The sequence below is a fragment of the Streptomyces sp. NPDC052020 genome, from assembly GCF_040680575.1.
GTDB lineage: Bacteria > Actinomycetota > Actinomycetes > Streptomycetales > Streptomycetaceae > Streptomyces.
This window is the reverse complement of the sequence record NZ_JBFAWY010000003.1, coordinates 155,475-171,744: the sequence shown is the minus strand read 5'-3', so window position 1 is coordinate 171,744 and position 16,270 is coordinate 155,475. Positions and strand designations below refer to the sequence as shown.

The following is a 16,270-nucleotide window of genomic DNA, read 5'->3' as shown; positions in this document are numbered from 1 at the left end:
GGGCGGGGTTCCGCCCCGCCCCGGCCCGCCCGGCTACCGTGCCTCAGCCGCGCCGGTCGGCCACCGCCCAGGAGGCAAGGGCCACGGCCCCCGCGACCCCGAACACCGCCGGCCAGGCGCCGACCTTCTTGGCCAGCGGATGCGACCCGGCGAAGGCGGCGACGTACGCCGCGGTGAGCGCCCCCGCGGCCGTCCCGCCGGCCCGCTGCCGCCACTGCCGCGCGGCCGCGGCCCCGGCGAGGGCCAGCACGGCCCCGCCGAGCTGCCGCTTCTTCGTCCAGCGGGCGACGCCGTACCCGCCGACCAGCCCGCTCGCGGCCACCGCCGCGCTGGGAATCCTCGCCATGCCTGCTGCCTCCTCCTGCGTGCTCATCACCGGCACCGAGGCTAATCCCCGGACCGCCGCCGAAGCCGTACCTGAGTCCGCCCTTGTCAACTTTCCTCTCCGCGAGCTATATAAGAAGCAGCAGTAGGGCATCGCACGTAGGGCCTGAAGGAAGGGAGTGACCTGTGATGCTCATGCGCACGGACCCGTTCCGCGAACTCGACCGGCTCACGCAGCAGGTCTTCGGGTCCGCCCGTCCGGGCGCCATGCCGATGGACGCCTACCGGTCCGGGGACGACTTCCTCGTCCACTTCGACCTGCCGGGCATCGACCCGGAGACCATCGAACTGGACGTCGAGCGCAACGTCCTGAACGTCCGCGCCGAGCGCCGTTCCCCCGCCCCCGAGGGAGCCGAGGTGCTGGTCGCCGAGCGGCCCACGGGCACCTTCACACGCCAGCTGTTCCTCGGCGAGACCCTCGACACGGACCGGATCGACGCCTCGTACGAAGCCGGCGTCCTGACCCTGCGGATCCCGGTCGCCGAGCAGGCCAAGCCGCGCCGCATCCAGATCACCGGCGGCGAGGGCCGCAGGCAGCTCAACAGCTGACCGCACCCCATGAGAAGCGTCCCGCGGGCACGGCACGACGCCTGCGGGACGCGGCCACCTGTCCGCCCGAGCGGCGGAACGACGAACCCACCGGAGCCGGACGGGACCGGGATCGGCCGACCGGGACCGGGGCCGGGACCGCCGTCCCGGACCCGCGACCGGGACCGGGGCCGGGATCGGGATCGGGATCGGAAATGGAACCCACGGCACCCAATCCGTGACCGATCCGGTACCTGATCCGGGGCCCGTTCCGGCTCCCACCGGGAACCCGACCTGGGACCGACCTGGAGGAGGAGCCCGTAGATGAGCACGACGATGGAGCCGAGTGTGACGGTCGCGCCGGCCATGCCCGTACCCGCGCCGGCCATGCCGGTACCCGCGCCGTCGCCGGTGTCCCGCCCCCGCTGGACCGATCTGGTCGAGGAGGTACGGGACGCCGGCCAGTACGCGACGACGGCGGAGGCGGAACGCGTCACCCGGATCGTCCTCTCGGCCCTCGGCGGGCACGTGATCGGCGACGAACGCGTCGACCTGGCGGCGGCCCTGCCCGAGGAGGCGGCCAGGATCATCGCCTCCCAGATCCCGGCGACCCGCCCGCTGACCGCCGCCGAGTTCGTCGACTCGGTCGCGGCCCGCATCGAGGGATCCACCCCGGCGACGGCACGCTGGGACGTCAGCTCGGTCCTCAGCGTTCTGCCGCCCCTGGTCGGCGACGACCTGATCACCCGCATCCTCGCCCAGCTCCCGCCCGGATACGCTCTCCTCTTCGGCCGGGCGGACCTGAGCCCGGCAGCGTGACGCTCCGCCGTCCGGCCGCCGGCGGGGCCATCCCGTGAGGGCCGCGGCCGGCTCCACCAGCCCTCGTACACGACGGGGTGGCGGCGCCGGCCGCCGGCCGCCGGACCGGGACCGGAACGTACGGCGGCCGCCGACGGAAAGGCCTGAGCAGTTGCCCACCCACCTGACCACCCCGGACGGCACCCGCATCGCCTACCGGGACCACCACCCCCCGAGGCCCGCCACCCCGGCCCCGCCGCCGGTCCTGCTCCTCCACGGCCTGGCAGGACACCAGGGCGAATGGGACGACCTCACCGGCCGCCTCCTGGACGACGGCTACCGCGTGGTCACGTACGACGCCCGCGCCCACGGCGACAGCACCCGCCGCCCGCGGGCGACGACCCGCGCGGCCCACGTCCAGGACGCCGCGGCCCTGATCGACCACCTCTGTCTGGCCCCGGCCACTCTGATCGGCCAGTCCCTGGGCGGCCACACGGCCCTGTTGCTGGCCGCGGCACACCCCGGCCTGGTGGCGTCCCTCGTCCTCGTCGAGGCGGGCCCGGGCGGTCCCAGCCCCGGGCTCCCGGCCCGCATCGAGAACTGGCTGGACAGCTGGCCGATCCCGTTCCCGTCCCTGGACGCCGCGCGGGAATTCCTGGGCCACGAGGCATGGGCGCGGGGCCTGGAGCGGCGAGCGGACGGCTGGCACCCCCGCTTCGACCGCGACGAGATCGTCTCCTGCGTGGCGGAACTGGCGACGACCTCGTACTGGCCGCAGTGGTCCCGCGTCCCCCACCCCACCCTCCTCATCCGCGGCGACCGGGGAACCGTGACCGACGAGGAGACGACCACGATGCTGACCCACCGCCCCCAGACCCACCACACCCTGATCCCGAACGCGGGCCACGACGTCCACCTGGACCAGCCGACGCGACTTCACGAGGCGGTGACGATGTTTCTGCGGGCACAGTGACATCGTCACCGCCTGGAGTCGAGTTTTTACGCTGACTGCCGTCCGGCGGGACCACCGGCGGACCCGTAAGCGGGGAGACGGCACATGAGCCATAACCCCTTGAGGGTTGCCGCGTCACCGGGCGTCTCAGAGCTTGGGTTCCACGGGGAACGGCAGCTTGTCCGCCCAGCTCGCCAGCGCCTTGACCGCGACTTCATGGGACTCGCCACCCACGGCGGTTTCCGTGAGGAGGGACCGTTCGGCGTTGGGCAGGGCCAGCTGACGGTAGAACTGAAGGTCCTCGAATCCGTTGACGGCGACGTCATGGCTCGTGGCGGCGTACACCAGGCGCGGGACCTGGGCCCAGTAGCAGGCGACCAAGCACATGGGGCATGGCTCGCTGCTGGAGTACATCACGGCGTCTTCCATGAGGTGGCGCCCGAGTTTCGCACCGGCGGCACGCAAGGCCATGACTTCGGCGTGAGCGGTGGGGTCGTGGAGCTCGACGACCGAGCTCGTGCCGGTGGCGACGACTTCACCGTCTATGACGACGAGTGCCCCGAACGGGGTTTTACCCTCGTCTTCCAGGGCGTGCCGGGACAGTTCGATGGCCTGGGCGAGGAACGCATGGTCCTGGGTGGTCTCCGGGGCGTAGGGCACCTTGTCTCCAAGTATCCGGTGAGCTGGTTTCGGGTGCACTCACATGTAAACAGAGGGGTCGGCGTCACCGAAGGGACCGTCCAGATTCACGTCATAACCTGTCAGGGGGGTGGTGGCGCCGATGGAGTTGATCATGCGAAGCGCTGATTCAGCTCGGTGGTTGTCGGTCCATTCACCACCGTCGAGCAACTCGACCATATCCGGGACGGAGGCGGCTGCCTCGTTCCCCCGGAGGATCAGACGGTGGATCCGGTGAGTGGCGGAGCCGGCGGAGGAGAGCAGAACGCTGGAGGCGGCCAACCGGTGATGCCATTCGTCGAAGGCACGGTCGACAGCGGCGGCCCGGCCGAAGGCCCCAGGACCGATGGGAAGGTTGTGCAGGATGATCCGTGTGATGGTGAGGATCGGGCCCCGGCGTAGGTGAGCGGTCATGAGGGCCTGATCGACCTCGTTGCGGAAGGCCGTGAAATCGGACTGAAGCCACGTCTGGTCGCACTGCACCACCAAGGCGGCGGTCACATCCTCGGTGTTCAGCGCGGCCAGGCGCTCACGCCATGCAGCCACGTCTATGACTGTGCCGGTCAGGCTCCCTCCCGGGTGTGCGCTCCGATCAGTTGGAGGACGTCGAGTCCCACGGCGATGGCCTCCACGGGATCGGACTCGTCCGCCGCTCCCGGCAGCACGCGAGCGGCGAGCCGCGCGGCTGCCCGGACCGCGCGCAGAGAGAGGCTGCTGAGAAACGCGCGCAGTTCTGCGGTCGTCCCGCCGGGAGCGAGCGGAGCAAGGCGGCAAGCGATGGCGAGGACCATCGCGGCCGGTCGCTGGTGCGGCTCGACGACAGGCGCCGGTACGCGGTAGGGGTAGGAGCGCCGCGCCTCGTTGATCTCCGCGGTGAGCGAACCGGGGGTGTCGGCCTGGCTCATGAGGTTCAGGAGCGCCGCCCGGGCCTGCTCGGCGGTGGTGAAGTAGCGGTGGGTCGCGAAGGTGCGCAGGTAAGCGCCCAGCAGCTGGGGGTCCGGGGTGAACTCGGGACGGATCAGTTCCGGCGGGTGGAGCAGGCGGGCATCACGCAGCGTGGCGAACGCGGTCACCGATACCAGCGCCCAGAAGTGGTCGTACCCCTCTTCCGAACCGAATGCCTGCCGCGTGCGGTCGGCCTCGGGGGTGGCGACAGTGCCGGGTCCGTACAGGGCCCTGCGTAACTGGGTGAGGATGGAGGCACCGTCCCAGTAATTGCCCATGAACTTGGTACCGGTGAGGATCTCGTGCACACCGTACAGGGCGCTCGCCTGATGAGCGCCGTGGAACTCGGTGAAGTCGCCGCACCACATCAGCACTTGGGCCGGGGTAGTGAAGATGGTGCCCAGCTCGTCACGCGTGGTGGCGGACTTTGGGTCGGGGTCGACACAGCGCAGAATCTTCAGACGGGCGTCGGTGGTGAGGGCGACCAGCTCACGAGCAGGTCTGTTCGACGCAACACCGCGTACGGACATGAGCCACGCCGTGTTGGCGAGCCAGGCCAGGTAGCGGCTGAGCGCACCCAGTGCCGGAGCCGGGTTCGTGAGACGGCGGGCGTGCCCGATCACGGAATCGATCAGGATTCTGGAGCAGGCGACCACCTGAATCGGATCGGCGTTGCTGACCAGGGTGGCGCGCGAGAGACGGTGCAGGACGTCCAGATGGACGGTGATGGCCTGCTGCGCCGATTTCGCCGGAACCTCTGCCTCGGCCAACTGGTTGGTGAGGTGCCGAATCGGGGTGGGGTCGTTGCTGGTAGCGGCCTGGCTGACCGCGCCGAGGTATGCGTTGACGACGGCGTCAGTTTCGAGGTCACCAGGGGAACGACGGCCGTCGTCTGGGCCCTGCCGGGCCAGAGCTCCCGCCAGGGTGCGGCGCAGGAGCCGGTTGCGCCCTCCCATGCTCGCCAGTCCGAAGAGGCGGACGAAGGAGAAGATCCCGAAAACGTTGGCCAGCAGGAAGAGCAGCGCGCCGTAGGTGGCGCTGATGGCGCTGCCGCCCAGCAGACCGCAGGCGGTGAACAGGGCGGCGAACCAGCCGACCAGTACCCACTCACGGAAGGCGATGTGGCTGTCGATCGCCCGGAGCGACGGCCAGGAGCTGGCTGCGGAGAAGGTCAGCGCGAAAATGACCGCCTCACCGGTCAGCAGCGTGGCGAAGAACGCGATGCTGAACTGGGTCGCGCCTATGACGTCGTCGTGTTCACGGGGACAGGCGAAGGCGAGGACGCCAAGCACCAACGCACACAGAAGAAGCGCAACCTGTCTCCACCTCTGCACCGCCGCCCCGTTCGCCGCCCGCTTCCCGTCAGTGCTGTTCCACTCTTACAGGGAAGCGGAAGGGTACGACAGTGCATCTCCCGCCAGAGACCAGCACTTCAGAGGCGGCCCGCTCGTCGGCAGGCGTATGGAAGGGCCCCGTAGCTGCTTCATGCCCTTCGCGCGGTCACGAACCGGTCCCATGCCCGGGCAGACACCCTGATCCAGGGCCCTTCCGGCTGCTTGGAGTCACGCAGGAGCACACCGGACGGCACGAACGCGGCTTCGACACATTCGGTTGTGTTGCCGCCGCTGTAGGAGGACTTGAACCAGGCGGGCTCAGAAGGGTGCTGGCAACCGTCGGGCATCTACAGCTCCTTGCGGACGCGATGGATCATGGCGGAGGAAGCCTCCATGTCCAACGCTTGTGCGCGAAGATACTCGAACGCAAGTCTGTACCGCTCCAGTTCCTCTTCCTTCTCCAGGAACAGAGAGCCCGTGTGGAAGTCGACGTACACCACGTCGAGGGTCGGCTCGGTGCCGCCGATGATGACGAAACTCCCGAGCGCCGCCGCGTGCGCTCCCTTGGAGAAGGGCAGTACCTGCAGCGTTATGTGAGGAGACTCGTTCGCTTCGAGCAGCCGGTCGAGCTGCTCCCCCATGGTCTGCGGTGACCCGACGACACGGCGGATCACGGACTCGTCGAGGATCGCCCAGAGGTGCGGCGGCTTGCTGCGGGTGAGGATCTCCTGCCGCTTCATCCGGATGTCGACCAGTTGCTCGATCTGTGCCGGGGTGAGGGGCACTTCGTTCGCCTTCTGCAGCGCGGTGCTGTAGGCGCGTGTCTGCAGCAGCCCAGGGACGTAGACACATGAAAAGTGGCTCTCGCGAACGGCTTCGTCCTCCAGCGTGAGCAGCAGGTTCATACTCTCTGGGATGCGGTCGGCGAAAGAGCTCCACCAGCCTTGCCGCTTGGCGTCCTTGGCCAGCCGGACGACGGCCTCGCGCTCGACCTCAGTTGCCCCGTACTCACGGCACAGCGCGTCGACGACGATCCACTTGACCGGGCCGGCCTGAGTTTCGTACCTGCTGACCGTTGCCTTGGACACACCGACAAGGCGCCCCGCTTCCTCAAGGGTCAGTCCCTTGCGGGCGCGCAACTTGCGCATCATCGCGCCCAGTTGACGGCGACGGGTTGTGGTCCGCTCGGACATGGGACTCCTTTGCCGTGACCCCGGGCGGCGGCCCCGGAGAACCTCATCAGGCTAGGCAACGGGGGAGCCGGCCCACCAACCGATTCACCCGATAGATGTTCGTGAGAAGTTACATGGTGAGACTTCTCTGTGCCATGCTCGCTTGCGTACCGCTACGCAGCGCAGTCGCACCGACACAGTGACGCGCTTGCGTGGCCTGGGAGGGAGGAGTGGTCCATGTCTGTTCACGAGCTCACCGAACCCCGGTTCCGTTGTGTCCTGCCTTTCGCGGCGGCGCCGGCGGAAGTCCGCCTGCTTCGCCGGGCAGTCGCCGGACAACTGAGCCGCTGGGGGATGCCCGCGGCCGCCGACGAGGCGGAACTGCTCGTCACGGAACTGGCGACCAATGTCATCAAGCACGTCGGTGAGGGAATGTCGTCGACTCTGATCCTCGAATGGAAGGAGCAGCGTCTCCGGCTCGAAGTCCGCGACAAGAGCCAGATCCTGCCGTCGGTCAAAACAGCCGGCTGCGATGAGGAGTGCGGCAGGGGTCTCCATCTGCTTGCGGCGTTGTCGGCAGACTGGGGCACGGCCCTGACCGTCGCGGGCAAAGCGGTGTGGTGTGAGATCCCCGTCAGCGCAGGTCACCCTTGCCGGCGGATCGAGCGCGCTGTGGAAGCGCTGGAGCAGTATCAGACGGCAAGGGGCGGCGCTTCTCTGGAGAGGAGAGGGCGGACGCTGGGGCTTGAGCAGTCAGCCGTCGAGCTGATCGCCGATCTGCTCCACTGGACTGCCGCTCGCGGGCACGACCCAGACGGCATCCTGGACCGTGCCCAGATGCACTACGAGGCTGAAGCGGCGTAAGGACGGACCTGCTGGCCGGCAAGGGTCATTCCAGTGTGGCCCTGACGCGGAGCAGAGCCCCTGCGTCCTCCTGGGCTCCGTGCCTGTGCAGCTCCATGGCCACGTGGACCACGTCCTGGTGACTTCTGTCCCGGCCGTACATGTGGATGAGGTTGTCCGCCAACTCCGCTTGTCTCTGCTGCCTCAGCAGGCACAGGAGTGCTGCGATCTCTGCATGACTCAACGCTTCCGTGGTGTGACGGAGCAAGGGCACGGCATTCTCTTGCCGGCTGCCTGAACGCAACTCGTCGGCTCGCCGTGCCACATTCTGTGCCGCCGCCTTATCCCTCGCACTCCGCTGCCGGTCCCCCCCTCGCCGGGGGACCGGCAGCGGACTGGTAGCCACCGGGCGGACCGCGCGACGTACTTCCAGGCCGGCCGGATTCGCCGTCAAGCTGGCGACGGTTTCTTTCAGGCGCCTCACGGCCTGCTGGAGAGCGGCGACCTCTCGTCGCAGTCTGTCGGCATCGCGGCTGGCTGCCTGGGCGGTCTCTTCCGCCCGCGCGATTTCATCCGCCGCGTCCCGGAGCTGTTCTCGGAGGGCCTCGGTTTCTGCTCGCAGAGTGACGCAGCTATGGCAGTGGTCAGCGTTCGCCCGCTCATGGAGTTCCATGAGCCTGGCCTTGCTGATAGTTATGCGGTCCTCGCCGCCAGCGTCGGCGGAGGCCGTCTTGTAGATGTGCTTGAGAGTCTCCAGGCGGGGGACCGACCGCCCGCTCAGGAACCTCGACAACGAGGTCTCGCTGACGTTGACGTGCAAGGCTGCCTCGGCCTGCGTTGGCCCAGTACCTGCCCGGTCACCGGGCGAGAGGTGGCGGCACACCTCCTGAAGAGCCTTGGCTAGCTGGCGTTTCCCGGGAGGAACGTCACTGCTGAATCGCTTGGCTGTCCAGCCGTAGCTAACTCTGCTGCCCTTGCCTCGCGCCATGTACTGGCCCCCCTGGCTTCCTCGCGTCGCTTCCTCGCGTCCGGCCCTGCGCTGCGGCCGGTCAGAGTGCCAATTCTGCCGCAGGAGGCTGCTGTTGAGCTTGCTATTTCCGGAGCAAGGGTTCCTGGGCTGGACTTTCGTTCGGTGTGTGGTGGAAAACTTGGAGTCGCCACTCGCGAAGTGGGGGGTCGGTCATACATGCGGTGTTTTACCTAACTTGTGTGACTAGGTGCTTAAAGTCGCGTTTCAAGCAGACCGGAGGACCAGATGACGCTGCCTTCTTGGCAGGACAAGAAGCTGGGAAGCATGGCGCGTGCCGCGCTGTGGCTGCTCCAGGAGGTAGGGGAGGGGGAAATCTTCACCAAGGCCGACTTGCGTGCGGCGTTTCCTGACGTCGCGCAGATCGACAGGCGGCTTCGGGACCTCCGGGACCACGAATGGAAGATCGACACGAGCCGTGACGACCCCACGTTGAAGCAGCAGGAACAGCGCTTCGTGTCCAGGGGCGCTGACGTCTGGATCCCGGGCAAGTCCAAGGCCCCTAAGCACAAGGCGAGCATCACGGCCGCGCAGCGGGCGAAGATCCTTGAGGACGACAACTACGTGTGCCGCGCGTGCGGCGCGGCGGCTGGTGAGACCTACGAGGACGGCATCACGCCGGTCGTACTGAACATCGCCCGGCGCAAGGTCCTGCTGCCTGACGGATCCACCAGCTACCAGCCGGTGACGGAGTGCAAGCGCTGTGGTGCCGGAAGCGGGGACCGGCAGGTGGATCTGACGCGGGTGCTGGCGCAGGTGCAGGCTCTGGCGCCGATGGAGCGGCGTGTGCTGAAGAACTGGATCGCCGTGGACCAGAGGTCACTGGGCCCGCTGGAGAAGATGTGGGGCATCTACCGCAGCCTGCCCCAGGACTCACGCAAGGCGGTCGCTGACGCGCTGGCCGACAACGACGACTAGACAGAACGGGGGAAGAGATGATGCGAGAGTTTCCGCCGCCGCCGAGGGCGGCCGAGTTCAGCGAGCTGATCAAGAAGAAGGTGCAGGAGGTAAGGGAGGCCGGCGGCACCAGGGAGACGGTGACGGTCGACTGGAACGAGCAGCAGGCCCACGTCGAGGTCATCGATCTGCCAGTCAACAGCCTCTACTTCAACCCCGGTACACACCGTATCCGGGCCCAGCGCAGCCACGACCCGGACCGTGAGCAGGCCCTGGAGAGGGACCCGTGGAGCGCCGAGAGCCAGGATTACCTTCGGTTCCTGCTCCAGGCGTCACCCGCCGACCCGAACCTGCGGGACCCGGCCTTCGACGCACTGAAGGAGAGTCTTGAGCAGTTCGGGCAGAATGATCCGGGCTTGGTGACGCACCACGGAATTCTGGTCAACGGCAACACCAGGGCGAGCGCCCTGCGTGAACTCGGCGTTCAGTCGATACGTGTGGGCGTGCTGCCTGAGTCGTTCACCTGGGCGGACATCAACGCCGTCGAACTGTCCTTGCAGCTCCGCAAGGACCACCGCCGGGACTACTCGTACATCAACCGCCTGATCGCCATGGAGGAGCAGGCTGCTCTCGGGCATACGCCGGAGCAGATCGCCAAGGCATTCCGGATTCAGGTGCGGACGTACCACCAGGAGCGCTGGATTCTGAGCACCATCCGGGAGCTGATCGACCGGAGCGCGAGCGGCGGCGGTACCGCGCTGCGGCTGGTCGACTGGGAGGGGGCACAGGAGCGTCTCAAGGAACTGCAGCGTCTGTACGTGAAGATGGAGACGCTGGACCGGGACCAGGCAGAGGTCCTGAAGGAGTTGCGGCTGGCCGCCATCCTGCTCAACTTCTCCAAGACGGACGTGAGGCACATCGACGAAAACTTCATCAAGGAAGGCCTCGTCAAGATGCTGCCCTCGGCTCCCGGGGGTGGTGCTTCCAGCTCTGCTCAAGCTGTCGGCGTGGCCATTCCCGGACTCGGGCTCACCGTCCCGGCCGCGTCCTCCGCTGTCTCTGAGGCCAGGGCCCTGAATGACCAGATTCTCCGGGCCGCTGCCATCGTGAACGACGGGAGGCCCAGCCTGGGGGACGCCGAGAAAGCTGAGAGCCAAGCGGTCCTTGACAACGCCAAGAAGGCCTTCGACGAGGCCATTGAGGCCGCCGGCCGCAGTGCGCGCCTGCGCAAGCGCAAGCAGCTCGCGCCGGCCCGGCTCGCGGAGGCGTGCGCCAGCATCGATCAGTGTGTGGCGGACCTGGTTCAGGCGCGGACGTCCCGGAGCCTGGACGAGGAAGCCTTCGACGAAGCCGTTCTCAAGCTCCGCGAGAGCCTGCGGAAGCTGGCGCAGCAAGCAGGGCGTGGGCTGCCCAACCCCGGTGACGGCGTTGCGTGGCTGCTGGATGCCACGTCGGCGGAGGCTGCTCAGTGAGTACCGGCACTGGCGGAACGTCCCTGCACCTCGGTTTCGACGAAACGCGTACCCGCGTGGTGCTGAGGACCACCGACGAGTACCAGCAGGAACTTGTCCAGCTGGCCGCCCGGTTTCGTACCGGCGGCCAGCTGGGCCCCCTGAGCGCTTCCGTCGCACTCGATGACCTGTTGGCCAACCTCGGCGCTCTGGGCACCTGGCCGGACCACGAAGGCGTGGAGTGGGCGTCCGAACTGCGCACGCTCGTGGCAGGGGTCGTACAGGACGCCAACACCGTCAAGGAGCGGCTCGATAACGCCTCCGCCCGGGGGGAGATCACTCCGGCAGAGGTGCCGGGCCTCCTGGGGGAGATGTGGCAAGGCGAGCTCAGCCCGTTCCAGCTCAGGGACATCGCGAAGCTGCTCTCCCTCCAGCACGGGGCCAACTTCAGCGTCCCCGGCGCCGGCAAGACTCGCGTGGCCCTGGCCGTGTACGCGGCGCAGAAGGCACAGGGGCGAGTGAGCCGCTTGCTGGTGGTGTGCCCCAAGTCGGCGTACGAGTCCTGGCTCTATGAGACCGCTGTCTGCTTCCGTCATCCTCTGCGGACCCACGTGCTCGACGGTTCCATGGACCACTGGACTGAGGTCCTGGTCGTCAACTACGAGCGGCTTGACCGTTCCCTGGGCACACTTGCCAACTGGCTCAAGGCCGGGCCCTCGATGATCATTTTGGACGAGGCGCACCGGATGAAGCTGGGAGCGAGGGGGACCTATGGCGCGGCTTGCATGGCCTTGGGGCCGCTGGCCGCCAGGCGGCTGATCCTTACGGGAACGCCCGCTCCAAACGGTTCGAAGGACTTGGAGAATCTTCTGGGTTTCGTCTGGCCGGGACACGGCCAGCGCACAGTGGTCCAGGCTGTGGCGGGCGGTGACCTTGCCTATGCGAGCACGGTTCTCCGCCCGCTGTTCACCCGGACAACCAAACAAGAGCTTGGCCTTCCGCCAGTGCAGTTGGGCGTGCGCTATGTGGACTTGCCCCCGCTGCACGACGAGATCTATGGCTCTCTGGTCGGCGATATGAATAACGGGAGCGGCGCGCGGGAGGATCTCAGCTCGCTTGGCAAGACCGCCCTGCGGCTGCTCATGGCCGCCACCAGTCCAGCCTTGCTGCTGGAGGGTGCCAGCCAGTACGAACCGCTCACTTACCGGCTTCCGCCTCTCGAGATCCCGCAGGGCAGCTCGCTGTACTCGCTGATGCAGAGCCTTCCCGACTATGAGCTGTCTCCCAAGTACAAGGAGGCAGTGGCGATCATCGCCGAGAACGCGGAGCGGGGGCGGAAGACCCTGGTCTGGACGACGTTCGTCCGGAGCCTGACGACTCTGGAACGGATGCTGGAGAAGTTCAGTCCCGCGGTGGTCTACGGGGGGACGCCGGACCGGGAGGAACAGCTCCGGCGTTTCCGTGAGGATCCGGGCTGCATGGTGCTGATCTCCAACCCGGCGACCCTCGGTGAGGGGATCAGCCTCCACCACGTCTGCCATGACGCTGTCTATGTCGACCGAGACTTCATGGCCGGCCGCTTCCTCCAGAGCCTTGACCGTATCCACCGGCTCGGACTGGCCCCGGAGACAGAGACCAGGGTGACCGTACTCGCCGCACGTAAGACGATCGATGAGGTCGTCGCGGTGCGGCTTGAACAGAAGCTGGACTTCATGGGACGCATCCTTGACGACCCAACCGTCCAGCAGCTTGCCGACCTGGAGGAAGAGCCATCCGTCGCCGCTGGTCTCGCGCCTAGTGACATCGAGGCCCTGCTGAGTCACATGGGCAGCCGCTGAGACCTGCGGATTGCGGGGCTGAGGCTTCTTCGGACTACGCTCTGAGGCGTGTCCGAAGAAGCCGAGTGGGTAGCGCCGGAAGGGTCCTGGGCCTCATCTGCGGCCCGCCGACGCAATATGCAGGCGATCCGCAGCCGCGACACGCAGCCTGAATGGCTCATCCGGCGGCTGGTTCACGCCAGAGGGCTCCGCTACCGCGTGGCGGCCCGGCCTCTGCCAGACCTTCGCCGGACGGCAGACATGGTCTTCCGTCCGGCGAAGGTAGCTGTCTTCATAGACGGTTGCTACTGGCATGGATGCCCAGAACACTACGTGCCGCCGAGAACGAACTCCGGATACTGGTCGGAAAAGGTTCTGCGTAACGTACAGAGGGACCGGGACACGGACCAGAGGCTGATTCAGGCTGGGTGGCTCGTGCTCCGCTTCTGGGAGCACGAGCCGTCAGAGGCCTGCGCCCACAAAATCGCCGATGCGGTCCTCGCTCGCAGAGGGGACAGGAAAAGTTTCTGACATCGAAATTTCCATCTGCTGAGGCTCGCTGTCCTCAGGTGCCTGTCCTCCGCTGGAGGAGGTGTCCAACTTATAGCTGGCGAGCAGTTCATCCCGGTGCGTGGGACGAAGAACGGCGGCAATCGCTCTGCCTACGGCCTCGGCCACGGGCGGCGGGAAGGCGTTTCCGACCTGGCGATAACGAGCAGTCTTCCTGCCTTGGAAGTCCCAATCCCGAGGGAACCCTTGGATGATTGCTGTCTGCTCGACGGTCAGCATGGGGCCAGTGTCCCTGAACAGATCTCGTTCGGGGACGCAGTTCTCCCGGTCGTTAGCCACCCCCATGGCGTTCACCTTCATCGCCGCCCACGCTCGCTTGGCCCTCGTCGGCCCCAGATCCGCGCCGCCGTGCTTCCTTGAGCCCCCGACCAGGGTCGGTGCCACGCCTCGACCGAGATCAGCGGCCTTCTTGGCGTCCCTGCACCAGTCGTTGTAGACGTCCTGCCCCGTGCGCTCGCCTGGCTTCGCCTGCTCACCCCACTGGTTCTTGTCCCAATAGTCCTTGCAGCGCTCAAACATTGTCCGCTCAAGCTTCTCGAATACCGTTGCTTCTTTGGCGTCAAGGCGAAGTGGCCAGCGGAATTCTTGCCCTTCTTTAAGGGCTTCCTTGTGGAAGGCTACGAGAATGGCTCGCGGACGTAGCTGTGGAACGCCGAAGTCCTTGGCGTTGATGCGACGCCAAACCTTTCTCATCGTAATGTCCTGGGACTTCGCGCTCTGCGTAAGATTGATGTCCGGAATGACATAGCCGGATTTGCGCAGTGAGTCCAGAATGAAGTTCCGGTAATCAATGAAAAATTCGGGAGGCTCAAGGATTCCGCGAACGTTTTCGATCATGACCGCTTTGGGCTTAAGGTGGTCGATGATCTCCAGTGCCGCTGGGAACAGGTCTCGCTCGTCGTCCGCCCCCAATCGCCTTCCGGCCAGAGAAAAGGGGGGGCAGGGAACTCCTCCGGCGAGGAGGTCGAGGTCCCCCGGCTGGAGGTTCAACTTCTTCAAGAGTTCCGATTCGAGGAAATCTCTTACATCCATTGGCTCGATCGCTCGGGCCTTTTCAGGCGTCCAGCCCGGCCAGCCGCCCACGTTGGCTCGCAGTGTGTTCACCGCATGGTGATCCCACTCGACGAGGGCGAGGTGATCGAACCCGGCGTTATGAAGTCCAACGGCTTGGCCGCCGGCCCCCGCACAGATCTCGATTGAGGTCAGTGGCTGGGTGAACCGAGGGCGCTCATGGCCACTGGCGGGCATGACTCTCCTTCTGTGCGGCTGCTCGTGTGAGAGCCGGTGGTCTCTCCGTGCACTCTTGGAGTCAAGAGTCTCGCATTAAAACAGGCACCCCACGGGTGCGCCTGATGTCAAATGTCCTATTTGCTATAAATTCTTCTGTTTCTGCGGGGTCGGGTGGATCTCATGGTGATCTGCCGGCCAGGGCCTCAGCGTGCGACGGGTGCGTTCACCTTCCGTGACACTCCCCATACACCCGCCCCGACCCGCACCAGCACCCAACCCCCCGCTCCGGCGGCCAGGTCACCGCCCGTCCCCGGGCTGCCAGGACCGTGGCGTACTGGGGCAGCAGGGTCGTGTCGGTCGGGGAGGTGGCCTCCGAGGCGGCGAAGGCCTCGTAGGAGGGGACCGTGCCCGTGACGACGCCCAGGTTCGGGGTGCCGGAGGAGGCGAGTTCGCGCAGGGCGGTCTCTATGGTCGCCAGGTGCTCCTCGTGGGAGGGGTACTCCGCGGACAGCTCCGGGTAGGCGGCCACCAGCTCGGCCAGTTCGTCCGCCGGCCAGTGGAGCATCGCGACCGGGAAGGGGCGGGAGAGGGCTTCCCGGTAGGCGCCGAGTTCCGCGCGCAGGCGGGAGATCTCCGCCTCCAGTTCCGCCGGGTTGTCCGAGCCCAGGGACCAGACGCGCTTGGGGTCGTGGAGCTCGTCCAGGGAGACCGGCATCGAGTGGAGGGTGTCGGCCAGGGTGTCCCACTGGTCGTGGGGCGCGCCCAGCATGCGGCGGACGCGGTGGCGGCCGATGAGGAGGGGGCGGGTGGCGCGCGGGGGTTCCGGTACGTCGGTGAGGAGGAGGCGGGCGCCCTCGGTGAACGTCTCGTGGGCCGCCTCCAGCTCGTCGTGGGACTCCAGCGCCTCCGCGACGATCACCCAGGGGGCCGGGTCGCGGGGGGCGGCCGTGCGGACGCCCTCGATGATGGCGCGGGCCTCCGCCTCGTGGCCGTACTCCCAGAGGTTCGACGCCTTGAGGGCGCGCACCAGGGCGGGGTTCTCCAGGTCGGCGGGCGCGGACAGCAGGCGGTCGTAGAGCCGGGTCGCGGCGGGGCGGTCGTCGGCCAGCTCCAGGTGGGCCGCGGCCCGCAGCAGCAGGGCCTCGGCGTCCTCCGGGTACAGGCCGGCGGTCCGCTCCAGGCGTGCCGCTTCGGCGGTGTGGTCGACGGTCTCGGCAGGCGTGTCGGGGCGCATGGGGGACACCGTACTGCCGTGCGGTGACACAGGCGCGGTACCGGTGGGGGAGGCGGCCCTTCCCCGGGTACGGCGGGCGCCGCCCCGGGTCACCCCGCTCCCGCAGGACCAGGGCCGCGGCGGCGCCCGCCAGCCCCGCCGACGCCCACAGGGCGAGGTCGGCGCCCGGCTCCGGGCCGCCCGCCGAGGCGGCGACGGCGATCGTCAGGGCGACCCCCCGGCGCAATCGGGCCGTACGGCGAAGGCGCCGCGTGCGGGACCTCCGTACCGGTCGCGGACGTCGAGATGCTGCCGGGGCCGGGACTCCATCCGGAGCCGGCGGACCCGGTCAGCCGTGCGCTACTGCGGCCCAAGCGGCTGCTGCGGCCGCTGGTCGTCGAGCCGGACGGACGGACCGGATGGACCGGATG

Annotated in this window: 17 protein-coding genes and 1 pseudogene; 9 read left to right on the top strand and 9 right to left on the bottom strand. The window is 67.6% G+C overall.

Annotated features, from left to right (window positions below; genetic code table 11):
* Nucleotides 1–43: 43 nt before the first annotated feature.
* Complete coding sequence (locus tag AB0L74_RS04105; protein ID WP_365645340.1) at nucleotides 44–346, bottom strand: hypothetical protein; 303 nt, start codon at nucleotides 344–346, stop codon at nucleotides 44–46.
* Nucleotides 347–513: 167 nt separating this feature from the next.
* Here AB0L74_RS04105 and AB0L74_RS04100 point away from each other — a divergent pair, with 167 nt between their 5' ends.
* From AB0L74_RS04100 to AB0L74_RS04090, 3 genes are all read left to right on the top strand, one after another.
* On the top strand, nucleotides 514–933 hold the full coding sequence (locus AB0L74_RS04100) for an Hsp20/alpha crystallin family protein (protein WP_365645338.1): 420 nt from the start codon (nucleotides 514–516) through the stop codon (nucleotides 931–933).
* A gap of 366 nt (nucleotides 934–1,299) precedes the next feature.
* Nucleotides 1,300–1,731 carry a DUF2267 domain-containing protein gene (locus AB0L74_RS04095; RefSeq protein WP_365645548.1) on the top strand — a complete coding sequence of 144 codons (432 nt, stop codon included), beginning with the start codon at nucleotides 1,300–1,302 and terminating at the stop codon, nucleotides 1,729–1,731.
* 151 nt (nucleotides 1,732–1,882) lie between these two features.
* Nucleotides 1,883–2,683, top strand: coding sequence for an alpha/beta hydrolase (locus tag AB0L74_RS04090; protein WP_365645336.1), 801 nt, complete (start codon nucleotides 1,883–1,885; stop codon nucleotides 2,681–2,683).
* 126 nt (nucleotides 2,684–2,809) lie between these two features.
* Here AB0L74_RS04090 and AB0L74_RS04085 read toward each other — a convergent pair whose 3' ends face one another.
* From AB0L74_RS04085 to AB0L74_RS04065, 5 genes are all read right to left on the bottom strand, one after another.
* Nucleotides 2,810–3,322, bottom strand: coding sequence for a nucleoside deaminase (locus AB0L74_RS04085; protein WP_365645334.1), 513 nt, complete (start codon nucleotides 3,320–3,322; stop codon nucleotides 2,810–2,812).
* 39 nt (nucleotides 3,323–3,361) lie between these two features.
* Entirely contained in the window at nucleotides 3,362–3,886 is a 525-nt protein-coding gene (locus AB0L74_RS04080; protein ID WP_365645332.1) for a hypothetical protein, read from the bottom strand.
* Between the two features lie 17 nt (nucleotides 3,887–3,903).
* Entirely contained in the window at nucleotides 3,904–5,580 is a 1,677-nt protein-coding gene (locus AB0L74_RS04075) for a hypothetical protein (RefSeq protein WP_365645330.1), read from the bottom strand.
* 188 nt (nucleotides 5,581–5,768) lie between these two features.
* Nucleotides 5,769–5,966, bottom strand: a complete 198-nt coding sequence (locus tag AB0L74_RS04070; protein WP_365645328.1) for a DUF397 domain-containing protein — start codon at nucleotides 5,964–5,966, stop codon at nucleotides 5,769–5,771.
* The gene (locus tag AB0L74_RS04065) at nucleotides 5,967–6,812 is read right to left on the bottom strand and encodes a helix-turn-helix transcriptional regulator (protein WP_365645326.1); all 846 of its coding nucleotides are present in this window, start codon (nucleotides 6,810–6,812) and stop codon (nucleotides 5,967–5,969) included.
* Nucleotides 6,813–7,028: 216 nt separating this feature from the next.
* Between AB0L74_RS04065 and AB0L74_RS04060 the strand changes: the two genes are divergently transcribed.
* Nucleotides 7,029–7,655: an ATP-binding protein gene (locus tag AB0L74_RS04060; RefSeq protein ID WP_365645324.1), complete on the top strand. Its 627-nt coding sequence runs from the start codon at nucleotides 7,029–7,031 to the stop codon at nucleotides 7,653–7,655.
* A 25-nt stretch (nucleotides 7,656–7,680) separates the two neighbouring features.
* Here the strand turns inward: AB0L74_RS04060 and AB0L74_RS04055 are convergent, their stop codons facing one another.
* A complete protein-coding gene (locus AB0L74_RS04055; protein ID WP_365645322.1) occupies nucleotides 7,681–8,622 on the bottom strand; it encodes a hypothetical protein in 942 nt (313 codons plus the stop codon).
* 267 nt (nucleotides 8,623–8,889) lie between these two features.
* Here AB0L74_RS04055 and AB0L74_RS04050 point away from each other — a divergent pair, with 267 nt between their 5' ends.
* The 4 genes from AB0L74_RS04050 to AB0L74_RS04035 are packed head-to-tail and all read left to right on the top strand — an operon-like array spanning nucleotide 8,890 to nucleotide 13,357.
* Complete coding sequence (locus AB0L74_RS04050; protein WP_365645320.1) at nucleotides 8,890–9,579, top strand: hypothetical protein; 690 nt, start codon at nucleotides 8,890–8,892, stop codon at nucleotides 9,577–9,579.
* A 17-nt stretch (nucleotides 9,580–9,596) separates the two neighbouring features.
* Nucleotides 9,597–11,030, top strand: coding sequence for a hypothetical protein (locus tag AB0L74_RS04045; RefSeq protein WP_365645318.1), 1,434 nt, complete (start codon nucleotides 9,597–9,599; stop codon nucleotides 11,028–11,030).
* Nucleotides 11,027–12,847 carry a DEAD/DEAH box helicase gene (locus AB0L74_RS04040; RefSeq protein WP_365645316.1) on the top strand — a complete coding sequence of 607 codons (1,821 nt, stop codon included), beginning with the start codon at nucleotides 11,027–11,029 and terminating at the stop codon, nucleotides 12,845–12,847. The genes AB0L74_RS04045 and AB0L74_RS04040 overlap by 4 nt, the downstream gene beginning before the upstream one ends.
* Nucleotides 12,848–12,895: 48 nt before the next feature.
* Nucleotides 12,896–13,357: a very short patch repair endonuclease gene (locus AB0L74_RS04035; RefSeq protein WP_365645314.1), complete on the top strand. Its 462-nt coding sequence runs from the start codon at nucleotides 12,896–12,898 to the stop codon at nucleotides 13,355–13,357.
* Here AB0L74_RS04035 and dcm read toward each other — a convergent pair.
* Both dcm and AB0L74_RS04025 read right to left on the bottom strand, forming a co-directional pair.
* Entirely contained in the window at nucleotides 13,289–14,644 is a 1,356-nt protein-coding gene (gene dcm, locus AB0L74_RS04030) for a DNA (cytosine-5-)-methyltransferase (RefSeq protein ID WP_365645312.1), read from the bottom strand. The genes AB0L74_RS04035 and dcm overlap by 69 nt on opposite strands.
* Nucleotides 14,645–14,849: 205 nt before the next feature.
* Entirely contained in the window at nucleotides 14,850–15,860 is a 1,011-nt protein-coding gene (locus AB0L74_RS04025; protein ID WP_365645310.1) for an SEC-C domain-containing protein, read from the bottom strand.
* A 225-nt stretch (nucleotides 15,861–16,085) separates the two neighbouring features.
* Here AB0L74_RS04025 and AB0L74_RS04020 point away from each other — a divergent pair.
* Nucleotides 16,086–16,241: pseudogene (locus AB0L74_RS04020) on the top strand (transcriptional regulator); the annotation flags it as partial.
* Nucleotides 16,242–16,270: the final 29 nt, after the last annotated feature.

Coding starts and splice junctions, on each gene's coding strand:
- AB0L74_RS04105 (WP_365645340.1), bottom strand. CDS start 346: ATGGCGAGGATTCCCAGCGCGGCGGTGGCCGCGAGCGGGCTGGTCGGC.
- AB0L74_RS04045 (WP_365645318.1), top strand. CDS start 9,597: ATGATGCGAGAGTTTCCGCCGCCGCCGAGGGCGGCCGAGTTCAGCGAG.
- dcm (WP_365645312.1), bottom strand. CDS start 14,644: ATGCCCGCCAGTGGCCATGAGCGCCCTCGGTTCACCCAGCCACTGACC.
- AB0L74_RS04025 (WP_365645310.1), bottom strand. CDS start 15,860: ATGCGCCCCGACACGCCTGCCGAGACCGTCGACCACACCGCCGAAGCG.
- AB0L74_RS04065 (WP_365645326.1), bottom strand. CDS start 6,812: ATGTCCGAGCGGACCACAACCCGTCGCCGTCAACTGGGCGCGATGATG.
- AB0L74_RS04100 (WP_365645338.1), top strand. CDS start 514: ATGCTCATGCGCACGGACCCGTTCCGCGAACTCGACCGGCTCACGCAG.
- AB0L74_RS04095 (WP_365645548.1), top strand. CDS start 1,300: ATGCCGGTACCCGCGCCGTCGCCGGTGTCCCGCCCCCGCTGGACCGAT.
- AB0L74_RS04070 (WP_365645328.1), bottom strand. CDS start 5,966: ATGCCCGACGGTTGCCAGCACCCTTCTGAGCCCGCCTGGTTCAAGTCC.
- AB0L74_RS04055 (WP_365645322.1), bottom strand. CDS start 8,622: ATGGCGCGAGGCAAGGGCAGCAGAGTTAGCTACGGCTGGACAGCCAAG.
- AB0L74_RS04060 (WP_365645324.1), top strand. CDS start 7,029: ATGTCTGTTCACGAGCTCACCGAACCCCGGTTCCGTTGTGTCCTGCCT.
- AB0L74_RS04050 (WP_365645320.1), top strand. CDS start 8,890: ATGACGCTGCCTTCTTGGCAGGACAAGAAGCTGGGAAGCATGGCGCGT.